The organism is Chryseobacterium sp. 2TAF14 (assembly GCF_052115105.1).
Classification (GTDB): domain Bacteria; phylum Bacteroidota; class Bacteroidia; order Flavobacteriales; family Weeksellaceae; genus Chryseobacterium.
Genome location: NZ_JBFRGA010000017.1, coordinates 14,749 through 37,819, shown reverse-complemented (window position 1 = coordinate 37,819; position 23,071 = coordinate 14,749). Strand labels below are relative to the sequence as shown.

General features: G+C 34.5%; 17 protein-coding genes and 1 pseudogene. 6 read left to right on the top strand and 12 right to left on the bottom strand.

The features are described from left to right. Window positions 1–340 precede the first annotated feature (340 nt). The 10 genes and pseudogenes from AB4Y90_RS03825 to AB4Y90_RS03780 all read right to left on the bottom strand — a co-directional run bounded on the left by AB4Y90_RS03825 (window position 341) and on the right by AB4Y90_RS03780 (window position 13,786). Window positions 341–1,122, bottom strand: a pseudogene (locus AB4Y90_RS03825) (aspartate-semialdehyde dehydrogenase). 33 nt (window positions 1,123–1,155) lie between these two features. Then, window positions 1,156–1,587 carry a hypothetical protein gene (locus AB4Y90_RS03820; protein WP_441556080.1) on the bottom strand — a complete coding sequence of 144 codons (432 nt, stop codon included), beginning with the start codon at window positions 1,585–1,587 and terminating at the stop codon, window positions 1,156–1,158. A gap of 91 nt (window positions 1,588–1,678) precedes the next feature. Continuing rightward, window positions 1,679–4,282: a TonB-dependent receptor gene (locus tag AB4Y90_RS03815; RefSeq protein ID WP_441556078.1), complete on the bottom strand. Its 2,604-nt coding sequence runs from the start codon at window positions 4,280–4,282 to the stop codon at window positions 1,679–1,681. 212 nt (window positions 4,283–4,494) lie between these two features. Next, window positions 4,495–5,355 carry a carboxylating nicotinate-nucleotide diphosphorylase gene (nadC, locus tag AB4Y90_RS03810; RefSeq protein ID WP_441556077.1) on the bottom strand — a complete coding sequence of 287 codons (861 nt, stop codon included), beginning with the start codon at window positions 5,353–5,355 and terminating at the stop codon, window positions 4,495–4,497. A gap of 10 nt (window positions 5,356–5,365) precedes the next feature. Next, the gene (locus AB4Y90_RS03805) at window positions 5,366–5,794 is read right to left on the bottom strand and encodes a PDDEXK nuclease domain-containing protein (RefSeq protein ID WP_441556075.1); all 429 of its coding nucleotides are present in this window, start codon (window positions 5,792–5,794) and stop codon (window positions 5,366–5,368) included. Then, window positions 5,787–6,314: a DUF1016 N-terminal domain-containing protein gene (locus AB4Y90_RS03800; protein ID WP_441556074.1), complete on the bottom strand. Its 528-nt coding sequence runs from the start codon at window positions 6,312–6,314 to the stop codon at window positions 5,787–5,789. Before AB4Y90_RS03800 ends, AB4Y90_RS03805 begins: the two co-directional genes overlap by 8 nt. A gap of 10 nt (window positions 6,315–6,324) precedes the next feature. Then, the gene (nadB, locus tag AB4Y90_RS03795; protein ID WP_441556073.1) at window positions 6,325–7,902 is read right to left on the bottom strand and encodes an L-aspartate oxidase; all 1,578 of its coding nucleotides are present in this window, start codon (window positions 7,900–7,902) and stop codon (window positions 6,325–6,327) included. A 30-nt stretch (window positions 7,903–7,932) separates the two neighbouring features. After that, window positions 7,933–8,562 carry an NAD(P)H-dependent oxidoreductase gene (locus tag AB4Y90_RS03790; protein ID WP_441556072.1) on the bottom strand — a complete coding sequence of 210 codons (630 nt, stop codon included), beginning with the start codon at window positions 8,560–8,562 and terminating at the stop codon, window positions 7,933–7,935. 355 nt (window positions 8,563–8,917) lie between these two features. Beyond that, window positions 8,918–11,071 (bottom strand): DUF5689 domain-containing protein, encoded by a 2,154-nt coding sequence (locus AB4Y90_RS03785; RefSeq protein ID WP_441556071.1) that lies wholly within the window; start codon window positions 11,069–11,071, stop codon window positions 8,918–8,920. A gap of 12 nt (window positions 11,072–11,083) precedes the next feature. Next, complete coding sequence (locus AB4Y90_RS03780; protein WP_441556070.1) at window positions 11,084–13,786, bottom strand: carboxypeptidase regulatory-like domain-containing protein; 2,703 nt, start codon at window positions 13,784–13,786, stop codon at window positions 11,084–11,086. 265 nt (window positions 13,787–14,051) lie between these two features. Between AB4Y90_RS03780 and AB4Y90_RS03775 the strand changes: the two genes are divergently transcribed. From AB4Y90_RS03775 to AB4Y90_RS03755, 5 genes are all read left to right on the top strand, one after another. Further along, the gene (locus AB4Y90_RS03775) at window positions 14,052–15,248 is read left to right on the top strand and encodes an endonuclease/exonuclease/phosphatase family protein (RefSeq protein WP_441556069.1); all 1,197 of its coding nucleotides are present in this window, start codon (window positions 14,052–14,054) and stop codon (window positions 15,246–15,248) included. A 48-nt stretch (window positions 15,249–15,296) separates the two neighbouring features. Continuing rightward, a complete protein-coding gene (locus tag AB4Y90_RS03770) occupies window positions 15,297–15,716 on the top strand; it encodes a DUF6146 family protein (RefSeq protein WP_441556068.1) in 420 nt (139 codons plus the stop codon). A 334-nt stretch (window positions 15,717–16,050) separates the two neighbouring features. Continuing rightward, on the top strand, window positions 16,051–16,905 hold the full coding sequence (locus tag AB4Y90_RS03765; RefSeq protein ID WP_441556066.1) for a hypothetical protein: 855 nt from the start codon (window positions 16,051–16,053) through the stop codon (window positions 16,903–16,905). Between the two features lie 9 nt (window positions 16,906–16,914). Further along, window positions 16,915–17,844, top strand: a complete 930-nt coding sequence (locus tag AB4Y90_RS03760) for a hypothetical protein (RefSeq protein WP_441556065.1) — start codon at window positions 16,915–16,917, stop codon at window positions 17,842–17,844. Between the two features lie 5 nt (window positions 17,845–17,849). Further along, window positions 17,850–19,712 (top strand): T9SS type A sorting domain-containing protein, encoded by a 1,863-nt coding sequence (locus AB4Y90_RS03755; protein ID WP_441556064.1) that lies wholly within the window; start codon window positions 17,850–17,852, stop codon window positions 19,710–19,712. Between the two features lie 63 nt (window positions 19,713–19,775). Here AB4Y90_RS03755 and AB4Y90_RS03750 read toward each other — a convergent pair whose 3' ends face one another. Continuing rightward, window positions 19,776–20,372, bottom strand: coding sequence for a superoxide dismutase (locus AB4Y90_RS03750; RefSeq protein ID WP_441556062.1), 597 nt, complete (start codon window positions 20,370–20,372; stop codon window positions 19,776–19,778). 184 nt (window positions 20,373–20,556) lie between these two features. Here AB4Y90_RS03750 and AB4Y90_RS03745 point away from each other — a divergent pair, with 184 nt between their 5' ends. Continuing rightward, the gene (locus AB4Y90_RS03745) at window positions 20,557–21,114 is read left to right on the top strand and encodes a hypothetical protein (RefSeq protein WP_441556060.1); all 558 of its coding nucleotides are present in this window, start codon (window positions 20,557–20,559) and stop codon (window positions 21,112–21,114) included. A 63-nt stretch (window positions 21,115–21,177) separates the two neighbouring features. Here AB4Y90_RS03745 and rho read toward each other — a convergent pair whose 3' ends face one another. Next, a complete protein-coding gene (rho, locus tag AB4Y90_RS03740) occupies window positions 21,178–23,031 on the bottom strand; it encodes a transcription termination factor Rho (protein WP_441556058.1) in 1,854 nt (617 codons plus the stop codon). Between the last annotated feature and the right edge of the window lie 40 nt (window positions 23,032–23,071).

The following is a 23,071-nucleotide window of genomic DNA, read 5'->3' as shown; positions in this document are numbered from 1 at the left end:
AGCTTCTGGAAACCTATTTTATCTTTATTTATTTTCTTTGTTACCATTATTTTCTTTGAAAAATTTTTGAACCATTAAGGTCTTTTAAGATTTAAGAATTTTTAAGGTAAATATCTGAGATATTTATTCAGTTTAATAGGATTTCATCCTATCCTTTGTTAAATCGTCCTTTCAGGACTCTTTAAAGTTAATCACCATAAGTTACATATTTGATGAAAAAGTTTAGATTCGTTCTTTAAGACTTATTAAATCTAACATCTAATAACAAATTCCTGATAACCAAAAAATTATTCGATAAAAAAAAGAATCTCTTTTGGAGACTCTTTTCTTTTTTGTTAGGTTATACTAAGTTGTTTTCTACCAAGTATTCTGCAATCTGTACTGCGTTTGTTGCAGCACCTTTTCGCAGATTGTCTGCTACAATCCAGAGGTTGAGCGTTTTCGGCTGCGAGAGATCTCTTCTGATCCTTCCTACGAAAACTTCATCTTTTCCTTCCGAATAAAGCGGCATCGGATATTCGTTGTTCTTTACGTTATCCATTACAATTACTCCCGGAGTTTCAGATAAGATTTTTCTTACCTCATCAAGCTCAAATTCGTTTTCAAACTCGATGTTTACACTTTCAGAGTGACCTCCCTGAACGGGAACTCTTACTGCGGTTGCTGTTAAATTAAATGTATCATCACCTAAAATTTTCTTAGGTTCTTTCATCAATTTAATTTCTTCTTTTGTGTAATCGTCATCCGCAAATACATCACAGTGTGGCAATGCATTTTTGAAGATCTGGTAAGGGTAAACTTTAACAACAGAATCTTCGCCGTTTATTTCCCCGTTTAACTGATCTACAGCAGCTTTTCCGGTTCCTGTTACAGACTGATATGTAGAAACAATAACTCTTTTTAAATCATATTTTTTATTCAACGGACCCTATCTGGTTTGGCAGCTATAGCGTCGTCGATGCTTACGATAGTATAATCTACCTGTTTATACTTCACCTGTTTACCAATAGATCTTTCCGAAGCTACCGGAATTAATTCTGTTACAGGGAAATTTCTCTCTTCGAGAACTTTAAGCATCACTTGTCCAACCATTCCTGTTGAACCTACTACAGCTACTTTCATTGTTTGATTAAAAAATTTTAAATTAATATATAATTAAGCTCCAAAGACTCTTGTCCATGGAAATGCGAATGCAAATAAACCTACTGCAATCAATCCCATGATCACAATTCCTAAAGAAATGGTATCATTAGATTTTACTTTTTTGTTGATGATGGTCATCAAAACTGCAGCAATTAACATAGAAAACGGATGCTCTACATACTGAAATCTTAAATCAGCATTTTTCATTACTGCTCCCATATCCAAACCTTTTGTAAAATTTATCACCAACATTACAATTCCAATTGTAAATTGTACATGAAAGAAGATCATTGTAAAAAGGGTGATTTTTTTCAGGAATTTATTTACTTTACCGCTATATCCGAACATTACTGTAAGGAGAGCGATGATAAATAAAGAGGTTAATGCAAGCTCCAGATACCCAAATCCTTTGTGCGCGCTCAGTAAAATTTTGTAAAGATCCATATTCTATTTTTTTCTATTTTTTTAAGTCTACAAATATAAAAAAATCCCAGCGATAAAGCCGGGATTTTGATATGTAATAAATTTGAATTTATTAGAAGTTGAAAGATAGATTGGCTGCCCAAGTTCTTCCGAATCCGAAGAATACTCTGTTAGCAGTTGCAATACCATCGTACATTCTACCTGCCTGCTCATAAGTTTTACCTTTGTCAGGGTCATTGTTTGCTGTGATTACATCACTTCCGAAGATATTTGTTGCTCCATCAGAAATATAAGTAGTATCTAACAAGTTATAGATATTAAATCCAACTGTAAAATACTGGTCATTATTTCTCAATCTGATTTTGTAAGAAGCACCTACATCAAGAAGGTTAAAATCTGGTAATTTAAGCGTTCCTCTTGCTTGGTTAGCTTCGGTAGTAAATGTTTGAGCATCTATTGTAGAATAGATTTTCCCTACATATCTCCAAGTTCCGTAAACATTCAGGTCTTTCACTGGTTTAATTGTAGCGCCCAAAGAAGATGTAAGTTGAGGAATACTGTTATTGCTACTTCCTCCTACTTTTACACCATCAAGGTATAAAGTTGTATTAGCAGCACCGTCAATAGGATTATTATTGTCATCAAAGTTAGTACCTGATGCATTTCCTTTGTAAGTATAGTCTCCTAAAGAGAACATTGCGTTGATGTCTAAGAATGGGAATGGCTTATAAACCGCATCGAATTCTACACCCATATGCAACTGAGTAATTCCGTTGATTTCTGTGTATCCGTTTACAATAGTATTTCCTGTTGGGCTTGATGCATCTGGAACTTGGAACTGAACGTTTGATCTTCTCAACCATCTGTCTTTCCATTCAGTTCTGTATAAGTTAACATTAGCACTTAATTTTGGAGATCTGAAACCGTAGCCAATTTCCGCAGAGAAGATTTTTTCATTGGTAAGGTTCGGATTAAGTAACTGTTGGTTGTTTGGATAAACTGTGTTAAGGAATGGTTGCTTGCTATAATATCCGATATTAGCAAATACATTGTGATAATCGTTAATATTATAGTTAGCTCCCCCTTTTACGTTATATCCTATAAGATCTTTGAATCCTGTTTTTGTATTAACAATCTGTCCTTTCAAAGTACTCCCGTCTTTAACGAAATTGTCAATTCTTTGATAGCTTTGGTTTGAAACTGAACCTTGTAAAAATGCAGATAATGCATCATTAGAATATTCTACTTGTGCAAAACCGCTATACCAAAGAACTTCTCCGTCATTGCTATATCCTACTTGCTCACCTAGAGGTGCTGTAGATCCTCCGAAAGGATTCCATGATAGTTTTTTGTAATCAAAAACTTTGTTCACTACATAAGGAGCAACATTTGCATTACCACCTTCTTTATAACCAGTAGCTCCATAAAGATCTGATACTACCTGATAATGATATCCATAGTAATATCTATCATCAGTTCCTACTGAGAAATTCCAATTATCATTTATTTTATGTTGGAAGTTAGCCAAAATACCATACCAGTTGTGAGAGTTAATACTTGCTCTTCTGATAAGCGTTCCGCCGTTTGCAGCATTAGCAGCATATGGATTTACAGCAGCATTAGCAGCAAATACTGCGTCGTAGTTAAAATGTCCTGTATTATCTGTAAAATTATTTACTAATGTCTGGTTGTTTACTCTTCCCAAATCTCCGGTTCCACCACCTCTACCATTAGACATGTATAAAACAGTACTCAACTTTGATTTTTCGCTCATCGTCCAGTCCCAGTTTAACATCATCACTGGTTTTGCATAATAGTTTGATCTGTTTGCGATAGAATATCTCTCGCCATCAGCTCCGGTTTTATATCCGAAATCAGAGTTGTATTGTCTGTATGGGCTACCGTCATTGTCAGGATTATATCTGATATAGTTCGCGATTGTAGGAGCAAACGTTCTTTGATCGTGCCATTGCGGAGCAGAAGTCAATGTGAACTGGAAATTATGTTTTTTATTAGGCTCCCAACCTAAAGCAAAATAATAAGCGTATGCTTCAAAATCTGTGTTTTCAATATATGTACCTCCAGAAATTCTGCTCATTAAGAATGATGAAGACCATCCTTTATCACTTTTACCAGTGTTGTATGCAAAAGAAGTTTTTAGATAATCATCATTTCCAACTCCAAGTCTTACAGCACCTCCTCTTTTCATGTCTGCAGAACGGGTAAGGTAGTTAATAGTACCTCCAACAGATGCAATTGCTAATTTTGAAGATCCTAAACCTCTTTGTGTTTGCACAGTACTCGTTACATCAGCAAGACCGGTCCAGTTAGAAAAATAAACAGATCCACCTTCCATGTCATTTACCGGCATACCGTTTACCATTACAGCGATGTTTCTAGATTCGAAACCTCTCATGGTAATACCTCCGTCACCAAAACCTCCACCAGATTTTGTAGCATACACAGATGGCGTAGTGTTTAAAATCTCAGTAAGCTCCTGATTTCCTAATCTTTCGATGATTTGCGCTGCTTTTATAGTAGATGCAGCAACTGGTGTTTTTCTATCTTTTGCGATATCGGTTACACCTTGTAAAATAACTTCCTCAATGTCTTTAGACTTGGTTTTTACCGAGTCTTGAGTTTCTTGTGCATAATACACACTTGCAGTAGAAAGCGTGATTAACACAGTTAGCATCGATTTGTTGATTAATTTCATAATCGTAAGTAATAGTTAGAATTAAATTTTATGCAAAATTCGGCAAATAAATTTTAACCATTATTAACTGAATGTTAATTTTTAACTATTCTTAACAAAGCTTAACACGCTGGTTTTCAGTATAAAATACAAATTTTGAATTTTCGGGTGAAAAAAATCATATTATTTAATTTTTAACAAAATAGGTTTGTTTTTATTAAAAATATAATGCTTTACATAACAGCTTTTAAACTTAAATCGATATTTTCTGCCGAATGAGTAAGCGCTCCTACAGAGATAAAGGTAACACCTGTGGTAGCAATTTCTTTCAGCTGATCTCTTGTGATACCTCCGGAAGCTTCGCTTTCACATGATCCATCAATAAGCTTTACCGCTTTTTTCATTGTTGCAACATCCATATTATCGAGCATGATTCTGTCAACTTTTGCATCAATAGCTTCTTGTACTTCTTCCAGATTTCTGGTTTCAACTTCTATCTTGAGTTTTTTCTTAGATTTTTTAATGTAATCTTTAGCCATTTTCACAGCATTGGTAATACTGCCGTTATAATCTATATGGTTGTCTTTTAACATAATCATATCATATAAGCCATACCTGTGGTTGGTTCCGCCACCAATAGCAACTGCCCATTTTTCACAAACCCTGAAGTTGGGTGTGGTTTTTCTGGTGTCTAAAAGTTTTGTTTTTGTACCAACCAATCTAGAATCCCAATCGTGAGTTAATGTAGCGATACCGCTCATTCTCTGCATACAATTGAGAACCAATCTTTCGGTTGAAAGTATTGATCTTGCGCTTCCGGTAACAATGAATGCAATATCTCCTACTTTTGCAACCTCACCGTCTTTGATATAATTTTCAACAACTAAATTTTTATCGAAAGTTTTAAAAATAATTTCGGCTAATTCAACACCTGCCAAAATACAATTTTCTTTTACCAGAAGTTTTGCGCTTTGCTGAAGGTCTTTAGGAATGGTAGACAACGTAGAGTGATCTCCATCCTGAATATCTTCTTCTAAAGCATTTTTTATGAATTGCTTTAAAACTTTATCTGTAGCGTAGCCTGGTCTTTTCATATGTAGATATCTATTGTTGTAATTTTTTTAATTCGTTTTCAACTTCTTCTATTGAAGGAAGATGTGATTTTAAATTTTCGGGTAATATTTTTTTAAGCTCGTAAGAAGAAATTCCTAAAGGCTTATGCAAATCGGTAAGGGAATATTCTGCAACAATTTCATTTTTGTCTTTGCAAATAATCATTCCTACTGTCGCATTGTCGTTTTCATCTCTCAACTGTTTATCGACTGCAGTTACATAGAAGTTTAATTTACCAGCAAATTCGGGTTCAAAATGTCCGGTTTTAAGTTCTATGACAACGTATCTTTTTAATTTAATATGATAAAAAAGCAAATCGATAAAATAAGATTGGTTACCTACAGATATTTCAACTTGTTTACCTACAAATGCAAATCCGCTTCCGAGTTCGATCAAGAATTTAGAAATATTTTCAATCAATGTATTTTCCAGCTCTCTTTCTTATATTAAGCAAAACCGCTCTGCTCCACCCGTTTTCTATTGTTTTTTTAATGTAAAAATGAGCTTCATTTGATGTTTTGCACTTTGTCATCAGCGTAACATGATGTCCCCACGGAATAAGAAAAATATCATTTTTGAAATCGTCAACAAGCTGTTGACGAATTTGATTGTCCTCATTTTTGAAATCGTCACCAAGTTGGTAACGATTTGTATCGTGTTGATTGTAAAAGAGATAAAATCGATTACAATATTTTAAATTGCTTTCAGAAAATCCTTTTATCTCCGAAAATTCTTTTTGTAAATCTTTACTTAGCTGTGAAAAAAAACCTGAACCATATGTATTTTCAAAATTTCTTTCAGTGATTTCTTTTCCCAAATCCCAATACATTTCTATCAAAGCAGAATTCACCTGAATTGCCGCTTTAATTTGACTTTGCTGAATTTTTTGTTTTAAATCTAAAATCCAGCGGGTATATTGTTCATTGTTTTTCTCCAGCATTTTTTGATTTTTATGCCTGAACTAAATCTTTATTATAAAATGCACCTTTATTTTGTGTCATTTCCATTGATTGCGTAATGATAAGATGTGCAACTGTAGTAAGGTTTCTCAATTCTGAAAGTTGGGGCGAGAGAATAGAGTAATGATAAATCTCGTCAACCGCAGCAGCAATTTCTGCATGCTTCTGCAATGCCATTTTCAGTCTGTTGTTGCTTCTTACAATTCCTACCAGGTTGCTCATCATTTCCTGAAGCTGTTTTCTTAGATAAGAAACAATCACCATTTCGTCAATAATCTTCATTCCTTCTTCATTCCATTCCGGAACGGCTTTTAAATCATCAAAATTAAAATTATTTTCTTTTAATAATTCTACCGTTTTTATCGCTGCATTATGCCCAAAAACCAAACCTTCCAACAATGAATTGGAAGCTAACCTGTTGGCTCCGTGAAGTCCGGAATTGGTACATTCTCCTACAGCAAACAAATTGTTGATGGAAGACTGCCCGTCTTTATCAATATCAATTCCTCCCATCAGATAATGACATGCAGGAACTACAGGAATAAGCCGGGTGAAAGGATCTATACCTTCGCTTTTGCATTTTTTATAAATATTAGGAAAATGTTCTAAAAATTTTTCCTGATTCATCTCGCGGCAGTCTAAACCGACATATTCATCACCCGTGATTTTCATTTCGGCGTCAATTGCTCTTGCAACGATGTCTCTGGAAGCCAATTCTTCCCTTTCATCATATTTTTGCATAAACTTTTCGCCTTTTTTGGTTCTGAGTTTTGCACCGTCACCACGAACGGCTTCAGAAATCAAAAACAACATTCCGTCAATCTTGCTGTACAAAGCAGTAGGATGGAACTGGTAATACTGCATATTGGTCACCTTTCCTTTTGCACGGGCTACGAAAGCGATTCCGTCACCGGTTGCAATGGTAGGATTGGTGGTGTTTTTATAAACGTGCCCTGCTCCACCGGTAGCAACCAACGCAATTTTCGAGGTAATTTTTTTTATTGATTTTGATTTTTCATCTAAAATATAGGCTCCATAGCAATTGATTTCGCCTTCATTCAATTCTTTTCCGGGAATATGATGTTGGGTAATGATGTCGATTACGTAATGATGATCGAGAATTTCTATATTCGGGCTGTTTTTAGCCGTTTGAAGTAAAGCTCTTTCAATTTCAAAACCGGTGATATCTTTGTGATGTACAATCCTGTTTTCGGTGTGACCGCCTTCTCTTCCTAAAGCAAATTCGCCATTTTTCATATCGAAATTAGCACCCCATTCTACAATTTCGTTAAATCTTGCGGGAGCTTCTCTTACCACCATTTCTACAACATCACGTTTGTTTTCGCCGTCTCCGGCTCTCATGGTATCTTCGATGTGTTTTTCGAAATTATCGTTTTTAGAATCGGTAACAACCGCCAAACCTCCCTGAGCGTATTTGGTATTGCTCTCGTCTTCGTCTGATTTTGTTACAATGATTATTTTGGAATCGGGAAGCTGTTCTGAAACTTTTATGGCATAAGAAAGTCCGGAAATCCCGGAACCAATTACTAATACATCCGCTTTTATCATATTCTTGCTTTAAGACAATTGTCTAAATGATTAAATAAATTTAAACAATTTTTCGTTCGGTTTTCTTACTTTTTTCATGTGCTGAAACTCGTCTTCTTCAGATCTGTACCCCAAAGCCAAAGTAACGGTTACTTTTTCTTTTTCAGAATCTACATTCAAAATTTCTTCAATAATATCTTGTCTGAATCCTTCCATAGGACAGGTATCAACATTTTCGATCGCTGCAGCATACATTAAATTGGCTAAAACAATATAGGATTGCTTTTCTGCCCAGTTTAAAATATCATCATGTTCCTGTCTTCCAAAATGACCGGTAATACTTTTCCTGAATAAATCTAAACTTTCCACAGACTGATCGCGCACTTCAGAAATATGCTTAAAATATCCGTCTAAATAAGGTTCTTCAATATTTTTTTTGGAGACCAAAATAACAAGATGCGAACAGGTAGAAATTTGTGAAGGATTGTAGAAAGCCTTTACCAGCTTCTCTTTCATCTCGCGGCTTTCGACTACAAAGATTTTATACGGCTGAAGTCCCAAAGAGCTTGCCGCCAGTTTTCCGGACTCAAGAATGTTGAGAAGGATATTGTGCGGCATAATCATTTCAGGGTTGAATTTTTTCACAGAATATCTTCTGCTTAAAGCTTCCAAATAATTCATAACAACAAATTTAAGAATTGATGCCGAATAAAGCCTGTTTTAAGTAAAAATATCTATTTGTATTTTTTTTGATTAAGATGTACTCTATTTTTTTTAACGCAAAGATTTGAATCATTTTTTTATTCCAAGAGAGCAAAGGATTGCGACAAGTCGCTGATTAAGTTTGAAAACAATGTATGCTTAATAAAATCAATTTATTGATAATTCTTGGCTTTCTTTAATTAATATAATTTAAAAATGAGCTTTGCGTTAAAGATTAAAAACATAATTATTATCAATTTAATATAAAATAAAAAAGAATCTGCCTCAATAATGAGACAGATTCTTTATAAATCTAATCAAATCAGCGAATTAATTACTGACCTTTAATTTTGAAGTCATCAATTTCCCACGTTGCCGCCGCAGAAGGTGTTGATGTATATTTAAATGCAATTCTTACGTTTTTCCCTAAGAATGCTGATAAATCTACATTTCCTGAGCTTACCCAGTCGCCAAACCCTGCAGTATTTGTATCTAATAATGCTGGTAAAACAACCCAAGTAGTTGTAGAAGGATTTCCTGTATAGTTTTCTGTAGCGTAAACCTGAAGAGCAGGTCCTGAATATCTTACATCAGATGTAAAGCTTACAGCAGCTTTGGTTTTTCCTACTAAACTTATTGATTTAGAAATCAACCAATCTTCGTTCGTATTATTTAATACTCCATTCACAACAGCATAATAATTTGTTCCGTTACCTTGATTAGAAGTAGCCCAAACCTGAGTTCCAGTTACGTTTTCTGTCGTCCAATCTGTACTGAAACCTCCTGCTGCAAAATCATCTTTATATAATACCGGAAGTGGTGTATAAACAGAACCGTCACATCTTGGGTCATCAAGATCAACATCACTCAATTTCGTAATCCAAAGCTGATAAGTTCCATTAAAAATACTTACGATGGCGTAAACATCTCCTTTTCCACCTTCAATTTCTGTTGCACTTGCTTTTTTGGGGTTATCTGAAGTTCCAAAATCAGCCTGACCGCTTGTTCTAAGAATAATCTTGTTACCAGCACAATCTTCAAGAGTTCTGTTTGTTTGGGCAGTACCACTTGCGTAAGTTTTACCTAAATCTCCATCAATAAACTGTAAATCTTTAAATTTGACCCATCTGCCAACATCTGCTGTGGTAAGTGAAGAGATTGATCTCTCAGTAGGAGCAACAGCACGAGCTACAGTATTGGTATCAAAGAAATGTTTGTAAAGTTGCGGTTCTTCGATTTGCCCAAACTGCTCAACTCCACTCGTATTTTTGAATAATCCACCTAGCTGAATTTCGTCATTTACATTTCTTAAGTAAAGTCCTTTAAGCTTTATATAAACATCTTTTCCTAATCTGAAACGATTATCTAAGAATAAATCTGATTTATTCATATTGATTCTCAGACCTCCTGTTGCATCTTCTACATAGACGTATTTATAAAGATTTCCAGTAGCATCATTGGCAGTAACTTGAGCTTTCACATAGAAATCTCCTGTAATCTGAGTCCAGTTTGCCGAAGTATTTAATTGTTTAACATCAGCAATAGTTTTCACTGTCAATCCTGTTGCGCTAAATTGACAAGGATTTGACTGAACTCCATCTAAACGAGGGTAAGAGTCAATTTGTCCTGCGCTGTTTTTGTGCGTTTCCATATCAACATCTTCAAGTCTGTTGATATACATCTGGTAAGTAGAATTATACTTGCTGAATATAGCAACCATAGATCCTTTACCTCCCGGAATTATTTGATTTGCAAAAGAAGCGTAACCACTGTTTCTCACAACAGCCGTTTTCAAATATTTATTAGAAGCACTATCCCAACCTTCTCCAATTGTTTTATCTACAGTTACAGAATTTGGTGCATAAGGTGTACACAGCGCTCTTCCGTCAAATTCCACATTGTTAATCTGAATTAAACACCCGATCAAATTATCATTGGCTGTAACCATTTCAGTTAATGTCATAACTTTAGGTTTAATCTCAGCTCTTATCTGGCAATCTCTGAAGACATGCATATTAACCTCTTTTTCAGGCACTCGAGTTCCTGCAGGAGTTATTTTACCCAATTGCTTCACACCTCCATAAGTAGTAATTGCAAGACCTTGCACATCAATATATACTTTAGAACCTTGTGGAAACTTTGTATATAAACTTACTGCATCTAAGCTCACTGTAAGTCCTTCAGTTGGGTTTTCAGGATTATCTTGTATATAAAGAGTCTTATAAATATTTCCTGTTTCATCAGAGGAAGATACATAAGCCTCAACATAAGCTTTTTTTGTAATTGCAACACTTTGTGTTTGCATTTTTAGCTGAGCCAATGTCCATTTTTCATAACCATTCTGAGAATTGGTATAATAACTTGCTGTTCTACACTGATAATCGCCAAGATTGGGTTCATCGTATTTATCGTCGTGCACACAACCTGTAATTAACAGCGCTGCGATCAATACGAAAATATATTTTAAAATTGAATTATATTTTTTCATTATTACTTTGTATTAGAATCTTAAATAAACATTTGTAAAGAAAGTAGTTCCTCTGTCATACCAAAGTTTTGGCCCGAAATATGGTGTTTGTCTTTGAGATTCCTCAAGAACATCCGGGAAGTTAGCCAATCTACCTTGCTCAAATCCTCCTGTAACATAATTTCTGTTGTTCAGAATATTGTTTACTGATACACTTATACCTAATCTGTATTCGCCAATTCTGAAAGATTTTCCGGCATTAGCATTCAACATAAACTGATCATCAAATTTTGTCTGTCTTGTCAGTTGCTGAATAAGTTCCGGAGTAACACCTTCATAAGGATCGTTCGTTGCAGGATTTGTATACATAACTGCCGTTTTATTCAGAGCAGAAAAATCAAGATACTGATCCATCAGATAATTTGCTGATGCACCAATCCACCAATATTTAGGTGAATTGTATTTTAAACCAAAAGAAAATGCTTTCTGAGGTGTACCTGCAACTTTGTAATCCTGGATGTTTGCTTTTCCGTAGCTTCTAAAGTCATTTAAGTCATCAAAAGAATATACATCAGGACGGTTTGTATATTTATATTCACCAATACTTGCAACACCGGTCGCATTTAATGTTGGTGTAATTTTCACATCAAAACCTAATTCTGCACCGATGTATTTTTTATCAACACCAGTCATTGCTTCATTAATCAGAGTATTAACAGAACCTGTTTCATTACTTACCGCTGCATAATATCTAGAAATTTCAGTAGAATTGCTGATGGTAGTGTAATAACCCGAAATTCTTAGCTTAAGAATCTGACCTCTCATAATGTAGCTCAAATCATTAGAGTTGATGATCTGGTTTTTAACTCCCGGAGTTAAATAATCTACAGCTCTCGGGTTGATATACAATTCATTCAATGTTGGAGCCAAGCTAAAGAATGCACCGTTATAAACAATGAAGTTTTTACCGTTGATCTTATAAGTAACTTTACCTTTCAAACCAGCGTCCAAAGCATCATAAATTGCACTTTTCCCTTTGGAATTATCTTTGAAAGCCAAAATTCCGTTTCTGAAATCACCATCTCTCTGAGATTCTGAGTAAGAGCTGAAAATAGAGGCTACAATATTAAATTTGTTGAAATCTACTTCTGTAGAAACATTTAATGAATAGTGGTCTTTTAAAAGCTTATAAGAATACTGCGTTCTGTCTCCTACTCCGACCTGCGTGTTTGGATCATCAGTATTGTACTGCACATCGTTGTTGAATGCATTAAGATTATTAGCATAATTTGCTCCCAATAAATCTTTGATTCTTCTGAAGTTGTCTGAATTTAAATTCTGATAATTAAAATTGATATTTAATTTCCAGTTTTCTTTTAATCTTGTATCAAAGTGTGACGCAAAATTGAAAGTTTTATCTCTGTTTACATCTTCTACAATGGTATAAACGGCGCCTCTTTTAGAGCCATCCATATTTTGATTGTTAAGGTAGTTTGCCTGATAAAGACTGTTCCAGTCGATTTGTGACTGCGCTCTGAATTCGTCAGCTGTCAAAAGACCATAACTTGGTAATTTTCTATAATATGTAGGGTTAGGATCTGCTGCGTGGAACCAGTCTAGTCTGCTTCTTGCATCGCTACCAATCTGGTAAGAAACCGTATTGGTCCAGTTTGAATTTTTACCAATTTTTAAATAATCGGTAAGCATAAACATCGGTTCGAATACTTTTCTGATTCTTGAATTTCTCTTTTCACCATCTTGCCATCCCCAGTATGAGTTATAGTTTTTACCCATGATGTCATAAACCTCCTGAGTGTTTGGCGAGTTTGATGCTCTGTATGTAGGAGAACCAAAACCGGTAAAGTTGATAGAGTGTCTTTCGCTGAATTTTTTCTCAACTGATGCAAAATATGCATATGCATCTTGATAAACTCCGTCAAGAATTGCCCGATCTCCCCATCTTCTGCTTGCAGAAACGGTAAATGCCCAACCATTTTTAGTCATTCCTGAAGAGTAAGTTGCCATCGCTCTGTGTAGGTAACTTCTGTTGGTAAATGAATAAGCTAAAGAAGTTTGCTTTCTGTAAGAAGAAGCTCTTGTATTATAATATACAACACCACCTAAATTACCAAAAGTATATTCTGAAGGTGTAATATTATCTACATTTTCGTAAGGATATCTTGTTACGTCATTCAAACCGCCCCAGTTGTTGAAGTCGATTCTACCGTCGTCATTTTTAGACATCGAAACACCGTTAAAAACTACATCTTCAAAACGGTTATCTACCCCTCTTGGTCTAAACCAATATGCTCCCAACTCAAAAGCAGAAACATTTTGAAATGCATCTCTACCTGAACTCAAAAGTCCTACTGTAGGCTGCATTGCAGAACCTCCGTCTTCGGTATCGGTAGCAGAATCATCAATCACAACAACTCCGGCATCACTTCCCTGACTATTGTTTAGTACAATAACACCTAAGTCTTTTCTTTTCTCACCGGCAGCTACATCAAACTCTAAAATTTTAGATTCATAATTTGGTTTTGTAACTGTAATAAGATAATGTCCTGGCTTTAAATCTACAAACTGGAAGTAACCGATTTTGTCTGCAGTTACATCATCAACAGATTGTTCAAGATCAACCTCTGCTCTCTCTACCGGTTTACCATCCTGACCTTTAACATACGCATAAACAGTAGTTTGCGCATAGTAATAGGATGCAGGTAATAGTGTAAACAAAGAGATTAGGGATAGTTTTTTAATCATAATAACTTAGTTTTTTACACCTTCTTTATTTAAGGGGCAACAAATTTAGGATTATTTTCATTAACTAAAACATTTTCTGCACTTTATTCTATTAATTATTCTTAACACTTAATAATACTCTCAATAAAAAGTCGTGATTATGATTTAAATCAAAAATGCTTCTTAAGATAAATTTAATCTTTAAATGATTTTAAAAGTTGTAATTTTAACCCCTCAATTTTTTGAATATAAAAAAAACATGAAAAAATATCTTATCATTTTTGCGGTATTGTGTTTTAATTTTGGTTTTTCCCAGAAACAGGTTAAAAGAGCTGCCGTGGCTTTCCTGAATGTAGAAAACCTTTGGGATACGATCGCATCCGCAGATTATATTGACGGAACCCTTCCTTTTTCTAATCCTAAATTCCACAGAAGCGTACCTATAGATTCTTTAAAATTTTTAGAAACGACAGAAGATTATAAAGGAGAATGGAGCAATGAGCTTTTAGTAGGAAAAAAAGTGATCCGCCATCAGATTTTATCAACCGATTTTACGGCAAACAGCCCAAAAAGATGGGGTACAAAATACTACAACCAAAAATTGGCCAACGAAGCAAAAGTAATTTCTGAGCTTGGAAGACAATATACTAACGATAACCCAGCAATCTGCGGTCTTATTGAGGTAGAAAACAGACAAGTAATTGAGGATCTTATTAAGCAACCTGTTTTAGCAAAAAGCAATTATGGAATTGTACACTACAATTCTTACGACGCAAGAGGTATTGACATTGCTATCATTTATCAGAAAAACAGATTTGTCGTTCAAGATTCTTATACAAAAGAAATAAAAGTCTACAACGAAGACGGAAAAAGACAATACACAAGAGATGTTTTGGTGGCAATCGGTCTTTTGGATGGTGAAAAAATTGCAGTTTTTATGAATCACTGGCCTTCAAGAAGTGGTGGTGAAGCTGCTTCACAGCCGAGAAGAAATGCCGCTGCAGCAGTTTTGAAAGCTGAAATGGATAAATTATCTAAAGAACATCCTGGAATTAAGCTAATTTCAATGGGTGATTACAACGATGATCCTGTGAGCCCGAGTTTGAAAAAGCACCTTGGCGCAGTAGAAAGCCCTGAAGATTTGTCTGATAAAACGCCTTATTATAATTTAATGTACAAATTATATAAAGCAGGGGTTGCTTCTTTAGCATACAGAGATGCTCCTAACTTATTTGATCAGATTATCGTTTCTCAGAATTTATATTCAAAAGAAAAGCTTACTCCTACTTACAGTATTTTTAAGGCAGAAATCTACGCTCCGTCTTATTTGGTTAATAAAGAAGGACAATGGAAAGGTTACCCGCTTCGTTCCTGGGATGGCGATAGGTTTACCGGAGGTTACAGCGATCACTTTCCGGCTGTATCGGTTCTTCAGAAAGAATACGTCAAAAAATAAAACAAAGGCACTCTATTTGGAGTGCTTTTTTAGTATAAATCATTCATTATGAAAAATTTAATCATAAGATTACTCTTTATTCTTGTTCCGTTATATTCATTTGCACAGAATAATCCTAAAAATGAAAAGGAGGATTCTTCGATGAAACCTTCGAAAAATGATGATGGAGAATGGGATCTTATTGTAATTGACACCCAGTTTGATTATTTTATGAATGCCATTGCAAAACCCAAGAATCAATATACCGAAGCTAATTTAAAAAGTAGAAATACAATTTTGGTCAACGAGTGGAATTCTTATTTCAATTCCGGCAGATATCGTAATGTCATTGAATCTTCCATAGACTATGATCCAAGAGAAGAATACGGAATTAAATTTGAGTATAAATTGTATCAGGTTTTTGCTTATGTAAACTGGAAATATAAGCTGAGATTGAATGGATTGAGTGCGAATGATTATATAAACTAAAGTTCACATCTAAAAAAAAACATTACATTAAAAATTTTGTTATATTTGTTAATCACGTAAAGTTGATTTAAGAATTTTCGTCAAACAAAAAAAACAACATTTAATGAAAAAAAATTACATCTTGCCATATCTTTATGCTATAAAGATATTCCACCTTAATTCGAAACCAAAAGCTGATATTTAATTTCAATTAAATATGCTTTCGTTGTTCTTCAGACACTTTATTATCTATTAATCATTTACATCAACGCAGATATACTGCGATGCTAAAAAAGGATATATTCTATTTAAAAATACATTTATAAAAAACAATAAAAACTAAAATTTTAAAACAATGAAAAAAATCTTAATTACATCACTTTTCGTCTTTTCAATGATCTCTATGAGAGCTCAATATAGCCCAAATAACAATTTTTTCTTTAAAAATTTTTACGACATAGATGTAGACGGTAACTTGCCAGAGCAAGAACATTATCATATATCAAGCAAAGTATTTGCTAATGGCTTCCGAGGGTTARATATTAAGTGGTATGGAGGAATTAATTTAACGGGAACCGGAGGAGACATTAGATTTTCGTCTGCAGGAGGGCTTATGAGATTAGCTACTAATGGTAATGTTGGTATTGGAATTGAAAACCCAACAAGAAAACTTTCTGTAAATGGAGATATTTACGCTCAGGGATTATCAGCACTTAGCTTTCAAGATGATACTAGGTTCCCCGTAACATCTTCTAATGTACCAACACTTACTTCACCTGTAAATATGCCTCAGTATGGAATACTGTCTCCTCAAGTTAACGGAGGAGCAGAACTTTGGATGGCTGGATTTAGTGGCTTTAGAATATTTACCGGCGGAGAATCAACTCCTAAATTTCACATTGCAACGAGCGGGAATGCCTCTTTACAAGGAAAATTCGAAGCCAAAGAAATAAAAGTAACCCTTACTCCAACTGCAGATTTTGTTTTTGAAGAATCGTATGATCTTCCAAAATTAGAAGATGTTGAAAAACATATTAAAGAGAAAAAGCACTTACCTGAAATCGCTTCAGCAAAACAGATGGAAAAAGAAGGGGTAAATGTTGGCGAGTTTCAGATTAAGCTTTTGCAGAAGATTGAAGAGCTTACTCTTTATACGATTGAACAAAACAAAAGAATAAAAGAATTAGAATCTAAAATTAATAAAAACTAAAATTTAACTATGAAAAAATTACCCCTTTTAATGTTTATCTTAATAATGCAGCAATTTTCTGCTCAATTCTTTACTGCATCAGGAACCCCAGATCAATACGTACCTGTTGTTTTTAGATCTGTAACTTCAGATGGAGGGAACAGAACATTTTTTATTTCTCGTCCTTCAATCCATGAAAATGTCATGTGGAGCGCACATGGTATTGTGTCCATAACAGGAATTGGTAATGGTTGGGGAGCAAATGGAAATAACTTAAGTGTAAACAATTTCACCTCTGGTCAAGAATCAGGAAGTGGCACACAAGTAATATCTTTCTTAGGAAGAGTAGTTTGCGCACAAGCCAATAATGATATAATTGTTTATTTAAGAGGTGGGCTACAATATTATTATGTAAACGCAACAGTTATCTCTAATACAGGCTCTTATCACGATGCTGCTGGCCAAAGCTTAAGTACTGTATCAATCAACGACCCAATGTATAATTTGCAAAAAGGCACATATCTAGGCTCATTTGAAATCAATGCTCAAACTTCAAATTTTGCTTCTATAGACAATGGGAATGTTGGTATAGGGACTTCTTCACCGCAATACAAACTAGACGTAAAAGGTAAATCTTCTTTCTCTGATAATATGAGGATTGATGCAAAACTTGAAGCCAAAGAAATCAAAGTTACGCTTACCCCAACTGCCGATTTTGTTTTTGAAGAATCGTATGATCTTCCAAAATTAGAAGATGTTGAAAAGCACATTAAAGAGAAAAAGCACTTACCTGAAATTGCATCAGCAAAACAAATGGAAAAAGAAGGGGTAAATGTGGGTGAATTTCAGATTAAACTTTTGCAAAAGATTGAGGAACTTACTCTTTATACCATTGAGCAGAATAAATTGATTAAAGAGCAACAGAAGAGAATTGAAGCTTTAGAAAATAAAAATAAATAATAAATATGAATACAAAAATATATTTAATTCTTCTCATTTTTTTTGGTTTACTAAAAGCTTTTGCTCAATCATATGAAGAACAATATTTATTGGAAGAGCAAACTCGTTTAAATCAAGTACAGATTATTGAAAATGAAATTCAAAATTTCATTAATCAGAATTTGAGCAATCACGATTTCACAGAAGTAATAAACAAGGTTAATAATATCAAAGATGAGGATGGAAAATCATTATCAGGAAATCTTTATCAACAAATATTGCAACAAGCAAAAGAAGAAAAACTACGTAATTTATTTTTTCAACAAAACCCAGAAAAATTAAAATACTTCTATGCGACAACACTTAAACAGCAGTGTGTGAATGGAGGATTTGAAAACGCTTCAATTGCAGGCTTTTCTTTTTTTACCAAAAAATTTGATGGTAGCAATTACACTGTACCATTTAATTACCAAAATAATCCATTATGGATTCCCTTTAACAATAATCCTGTAACATCATTTACACCATCTCCTACAAATTTAGCTACAATTGTTGACACCTCAATGAATGACCCCTTGCTTGCTGCTAATGGAATAAACCTTCCAAGGACTAAGACAGGTCGATATGCTATAATGCTAAATAACAATAATAATGCACAATATGATGTTAGTAAAATGACAAGGCAGTTTGTAGTTAATGAATTTTATATAAGCTACGCTTTTGCTTTGGTTTTGGAAAATGCAGGTCACTTAAATGCAGATCCTAATAAAAATAAAAATCCATATTATCAAGTTATTTTACGTGATAATAGCAATAATAATCAAGTTGTTTTTGAACGTAGAGTAATGGCAAATCCAAATAATACTCTTTTCAATCAAGCAGGCACTTCTTTACTCTATACAAACTGGTTATGTGAGTATATCGATACTTCAAATTTATTAGGACATACTGTCACTTTAGAAATTTATTTAGCAGATTGTGGAGAAGGTGGACATCGAGCATATGGATATTTTGATGATTTCTGTGGTACTTATTGTGGTCCATCATCATTTAACCCGAATCTTTTTTTACATCCTATTAAAGATCAATGTCCAAAATTTCCTATCCCAATTACTGGTAATTTTACACTGCCTAGTAACGCTTCTTTTACAAATGTCACCTTACAAGTTGTAGATGGTTCAAATAATGTTGTAAGCACACATATTATAACTTCTGCACCTGGTGGTAATTTTTTAAAAAATCTTGACTATGGCGACCTTTACCCTAATGGGTACAATGCTAATACAGATTTCAATATTTGGGGTTATTTAAATTATTCTATTAATGGAAATCAACAACAATCGATTTTCACCCATAATACAAATCCTCCAGGCCCTGATATTTCATTTAAAAATTGCACATTACCTTGTTTTGAAGAAATACATGTCACGCAACCCACAACTAATTCTACAAACCTGCAAGCCTCAGGAACAATCACTTCAAGTTCTGTAATTTACCCCAACTTAAATGTAAATTATAGGGCTGGGTATGAAATAATACTCAATCAAGGCTTTTACGCAACTGGAATACAGAGCGGAAATTTCCATGCCTATATAGCAAGATGCGAGCAAAACAATTCAGTCCAAGGAAAACAATCAAAAACAATTCCTGAAACTAATTCGCTCAAAAACTCTGCAATTAAAATCCACCCCAACCCCGCATCCACATTCATCAACATAGATTCAGGAAATGAGAAAATTACTTCTTGGGAATTATTTGATATTTCAGGAAAAAGAATTCTAAAAGGAAGCTCTACACAAGTAAATGTACAAGGTTTACCTAAAGCAACTTACTTATTAAATATCAATATTAACACTAAAACAACTACCAAAAAAGTCATCGTTAAATAAAAACAATACAACAAAAAAAGGTTCAGAAAATTTCTGAACCTTTTTTATTTGAAGCATAGAAGATTATTTATTAAATAACTCCTCTACTTTATCCCAGTTTACAACATCGAAGAACGCAGATACATAGTCAGGTCTTCTGTTTTGATAGTTTAAATAATAAGCGTGCTCCCAAACATCAAGTCCTAAAACCGGAGTTCCTTTTACATCAGCAACCGGCATTAATGGGTTGTCTTGGTTTGGAGTAGAAGTTACAGAAACAGATCCGTCTTCGTTTTTTACCAACCATGCCCATCCTGAACCAAATCTTGTTTTRGCAGCTTCAGAAAAATCATTTTTGAATTTCTCAAGTCCACCATAATTTTCGATTGCAGCTTTTACGCTTCCTACAGGCTCTTTGCTTCCTCCTGGAGTTAAAATTTCCCAGAAAAGAGTGTGGTTGAAGTGACCTCCACCGTTATTTCTTACAGCAGGTTTTTCAACACCTGTTCTGCAGATTTCTTCGATAGATAATCCGTCAAGATCAGTTCCTTCAATGGCTTTATTTAAGTTGTCAACATACGCTTGATGATGTTTTGAATGGTGGATTTCCATTGTTTTTRCATCAATTGTTGGCTCTAAAGCTTCGTAAGCGTATCCTAATTTTGGTAATTCAAATGACATAAGTTTATTTTTAATGTTATGATTCAAAGTTAGCCAATATTCAAGCCATTATCAAAGATTGAAGATTACTTTAATAAATCTTTAACATTGATAATAACAAAAATTGCCGCAAATAATATCAGAATCTTATCTTTTATAAATTTGTCTTTATGAAGAATCTTTATATTATTACAGGCCTATTTTATTGTTTACAAGCTGTCAGTCTGACAGAATTTCATCCGAAGAATATTTGGTTATTAATAAAGCGATTGGTCATATTTTGCAACCGTACGGAATCGTAGCTTTTGACAATACGAAAGAATTTAATGATATTGTAAAAAATAATGGCATTAATCCATCTCACATGAGCCAAGAAGATCTAAAAAAGCTTAATGAAATCGTCTCAATGCGAAGAGGATATGAGTTTGCGATTGAAGATACTTTAGCCGAAACCGATACCAAAAGCGGAAAATATACTTATGATCTAAGATCAGACAGCATTGTTCCCATTAAAGAAAAAATATCTAAAACTGTTATGGATAGCGCCATGCTCAGATTTCCTGAAAATTATATAAGAGTAAAAACCATTCGTAATCCTGAAACATTTTTAGGTAAAATAAAATTAGAGCGGGTGATATTCGATGAATCTAAAGAAAAAGCCTTGGTTTTTTATACGAAATGTAAGAAGATGGAAAATAAGGAATGTATGTTTAATACAATCAGCCTAATCAAAAAACATAATGAATGGTATATTCGTCATTAAAAAATAAAAGCAGCCGGAAAAAATTCTGACTGCTTTGTTTATATTTTTAAAGTAAATACTTAATTATCTGTTCATCGACATCAAAAACTCTTCGTTATTCAAAGTTCCTCTGATGTTTTTGTTAACAAATTCCATAGCTTCCACAGGATTCATTTCAGAAAGGTATTTTCTTAAAATCCACATTCTTTGTGTAGTAACTTCGTCCATCAATAGATCGTCACGACGCGTACTCGAAGCCACTAAATCAATGGCAGGATAAATTCTTCTGTTCGCAATTTTTCGGTCTAATTGAAGTTCCATATTTCCGGTTCCTTTAAATTCTTCAAAGATCACTTCATCCATTTTAGAACCTGTATCAATTAATGCGGTTGCAATAATCGTTAACGATCCTCCGTTTTCAATTTTTCTTGCAGCTCCGAAGAATCTTTTCGGTTTGTGAAGAGCATTTGCATCAACACCACCGGAAAGTACTTTTCCAGAAGCCGGAGTTACGGTATTGTAAGCTCTTGCCAATCTTGTAATTGAGTCTAAAAGAATCACAACATCATGCCCGCATTCTACCATTCTTTGAGCTTTTGCTAAAACTAAATTAGCAACTTTTACGTGCTTATCTGCAGCTTCGTCAAATGTAGAAGCAATAACTTCTGCATTTACACTTCTTTCCATATCGGTAACTTCTTCAGGACGTTCGTCGATCAAAAGAACCATCATATAAACTTCCGGGTGATTGGCTGCGATAGAATTTGCAATATCTTTAAGCAACATTGTTTTACCGGTTTTCGGCTGGGCAACAATCATCGCTCTCTGACCTTTTCCGATAGGTGCAAAAAGATCTACAATTCTTGTTGACATCGTAGAATTATCTCCCGAAAGATTAAATTTCTCTTCAGGAAATAACGGCGTAAGATATTCAAAAGCAACACGATCTTTAATAAAAGCTAAATCACGACCATTTACTTCAGTAGGTTTCAGTAATGAAAAATATTTTTCGCCTTCTTTCGGAAGTCTTACAATTCCTCTTACGGTATCTCCGGTTTTTAAACCAAAATTTCTGATCTGCGCTGTAGAAACATATACGTCATCCGGCGAAGAGATATAAGAGAAATCTGACGAGCGCAAAAACCCGTAATTATCCGGTAAAATCTCTAAAACCCCCTCAATACTTACCATTCCGTCGAAGCTGAACTCTTTTTTCTGCTCCTGCTGTTCCTCTTGTCTTTCAGATCTTTCAGCATGTTGCTGTCTGTTCTGATTTTGGTTAGGATTCTGGTTATTGTTTTGATTACGGTTTTGGTTTTGAGAATTGCCACCGTTTTGCTGAGAATGGTTTTGCCCTTTTTGATTTTGAGGCTGACCTAGTTGCGGTCTTTTAGGTCTTTCTTCTTTTGCCTGTGCAGACGCACTTGGCTGAGAATCTATATTTAAAGGAAGTTCTATCGTTCCTTTTGCTTCAATTTCGCTGCTTTGTGAAGGAGACGAAACTCTTTTCCTTTTCTGCCTGTTGTTAGAAGGAGCAGCGGCTTTTTCTTCGGTATCAACCTGCGATGTTTCTGCTTTTACTTCTTCCACAGGAGCTTCTTCTGTTTTGATAACTTCCGGCTCCGGTGCAGGCTGAGTTTCTTTTGGCTCAGCTTCAGCTTTGGGTTCTGCTTTAGGTTTTGCGGTCTTCTTAGGAGCTGCTTTTTTAGGAGCAGCTTTCACCGCTTTTTCAGCAGGTTTTTCATCTGCGCTTGCAGCTGTTACTTCTGTGGTATTGAAATAATCTTTTGTAACTTTAGGGTTGGAAGCCTGAAAATCAAGGATAGCAAAGATTTTATCATTTTCATTGCTGTTTCTTGCAACCTTAACGCCCAAATCTTTTAAGATTTTAGTCAATTCCGTTACAGATTTTGACCTTAACGTTTCTATGTTAAACATATTTAATGTAAAAATGTAATTAGTTGTGAGTAAGAAAAGT

Coding starts and splice junctions, on each gene's coding strand:
- AB4Y90_RS03820 (WP_441556080.1), bottom strand. CDS start 1,587: ATGGATCTTTACAAAATTTTACTGAGCGCGCACAAAGGATTTGGGTAT.
- AB4Y90_RS03815 (WP_441556078.1), bottom strand. CDS start 4,282: ATGAAATTAATCAACAAATCGATGCTAACTGTGTTAATCACGCTTTCT.
- nadC (WP_441556077.1), bottom strand. CDS start 5,355: ATGAAAAGACCAGGCTACGCTACAGATAAAGTTTTAAAGCAATTCATA.
- AB4Y90_RS03800 (WP_441556074.1), bottom strand. CDS start 6,314: ATGCTGGAGAAAAACAATGAACAATATACCCGCTGGATTTTAGATTTA.
- nadB (WP_441556073.1), bottom strand. CDS start 7,902: ATGATAAAAGCGGATGTATTAGTAATTGGTTCCGGGATTTCCGGACTT.
- AB4Y90_RS03790 (WP_441556072.1), bottom strand. CDS start 8,562: ATGAATTATTTGGAAGCTTTAAGCAGAAGATATTCTGTGAAAAAATTC.
- AB4Y90_RS03785 (WP_441556071.1), bottom strand. CDS start 11,071: ATGAAAAAATATAATTCAATTTTAAAATATATTTTCGTATTGATCGCA.
- AB4Y90_RS03775 (WP_441556069.1), top strand. CDS start 14,052: ATGAAAAAATATCTTATCATTTTTGCGGTATTGTGTTTTAATTTTGGT.
- AB4Y90_RS03770 (WP_441556068.1), top strand. CDS start 15,297: ATGAAAAATTTAATCATAAGATTACTCTTTATTCTTGTTCCGTTATAT.
- AB4Y90_RS03760 (WP_441556065.1), top strand. CDS start 16,915: ATGAAAAAATTACCCCTTTTAATGTTTATCTTAATAATGCAGCAATTT.
- AB4Y90_RS03755 (WP_441556064.1), top strand. CDS start 17,850: ATGAATACAAAAATATATTTAATTCTTCTCATTTTTTTTGGTTTACTA.
- rho (WP_441556058.1), bottom strand. CDS start 23,031: ATGTTTAACATAGAAACGTTAAGGTCAAAATCTGTAACGGAATTGACT.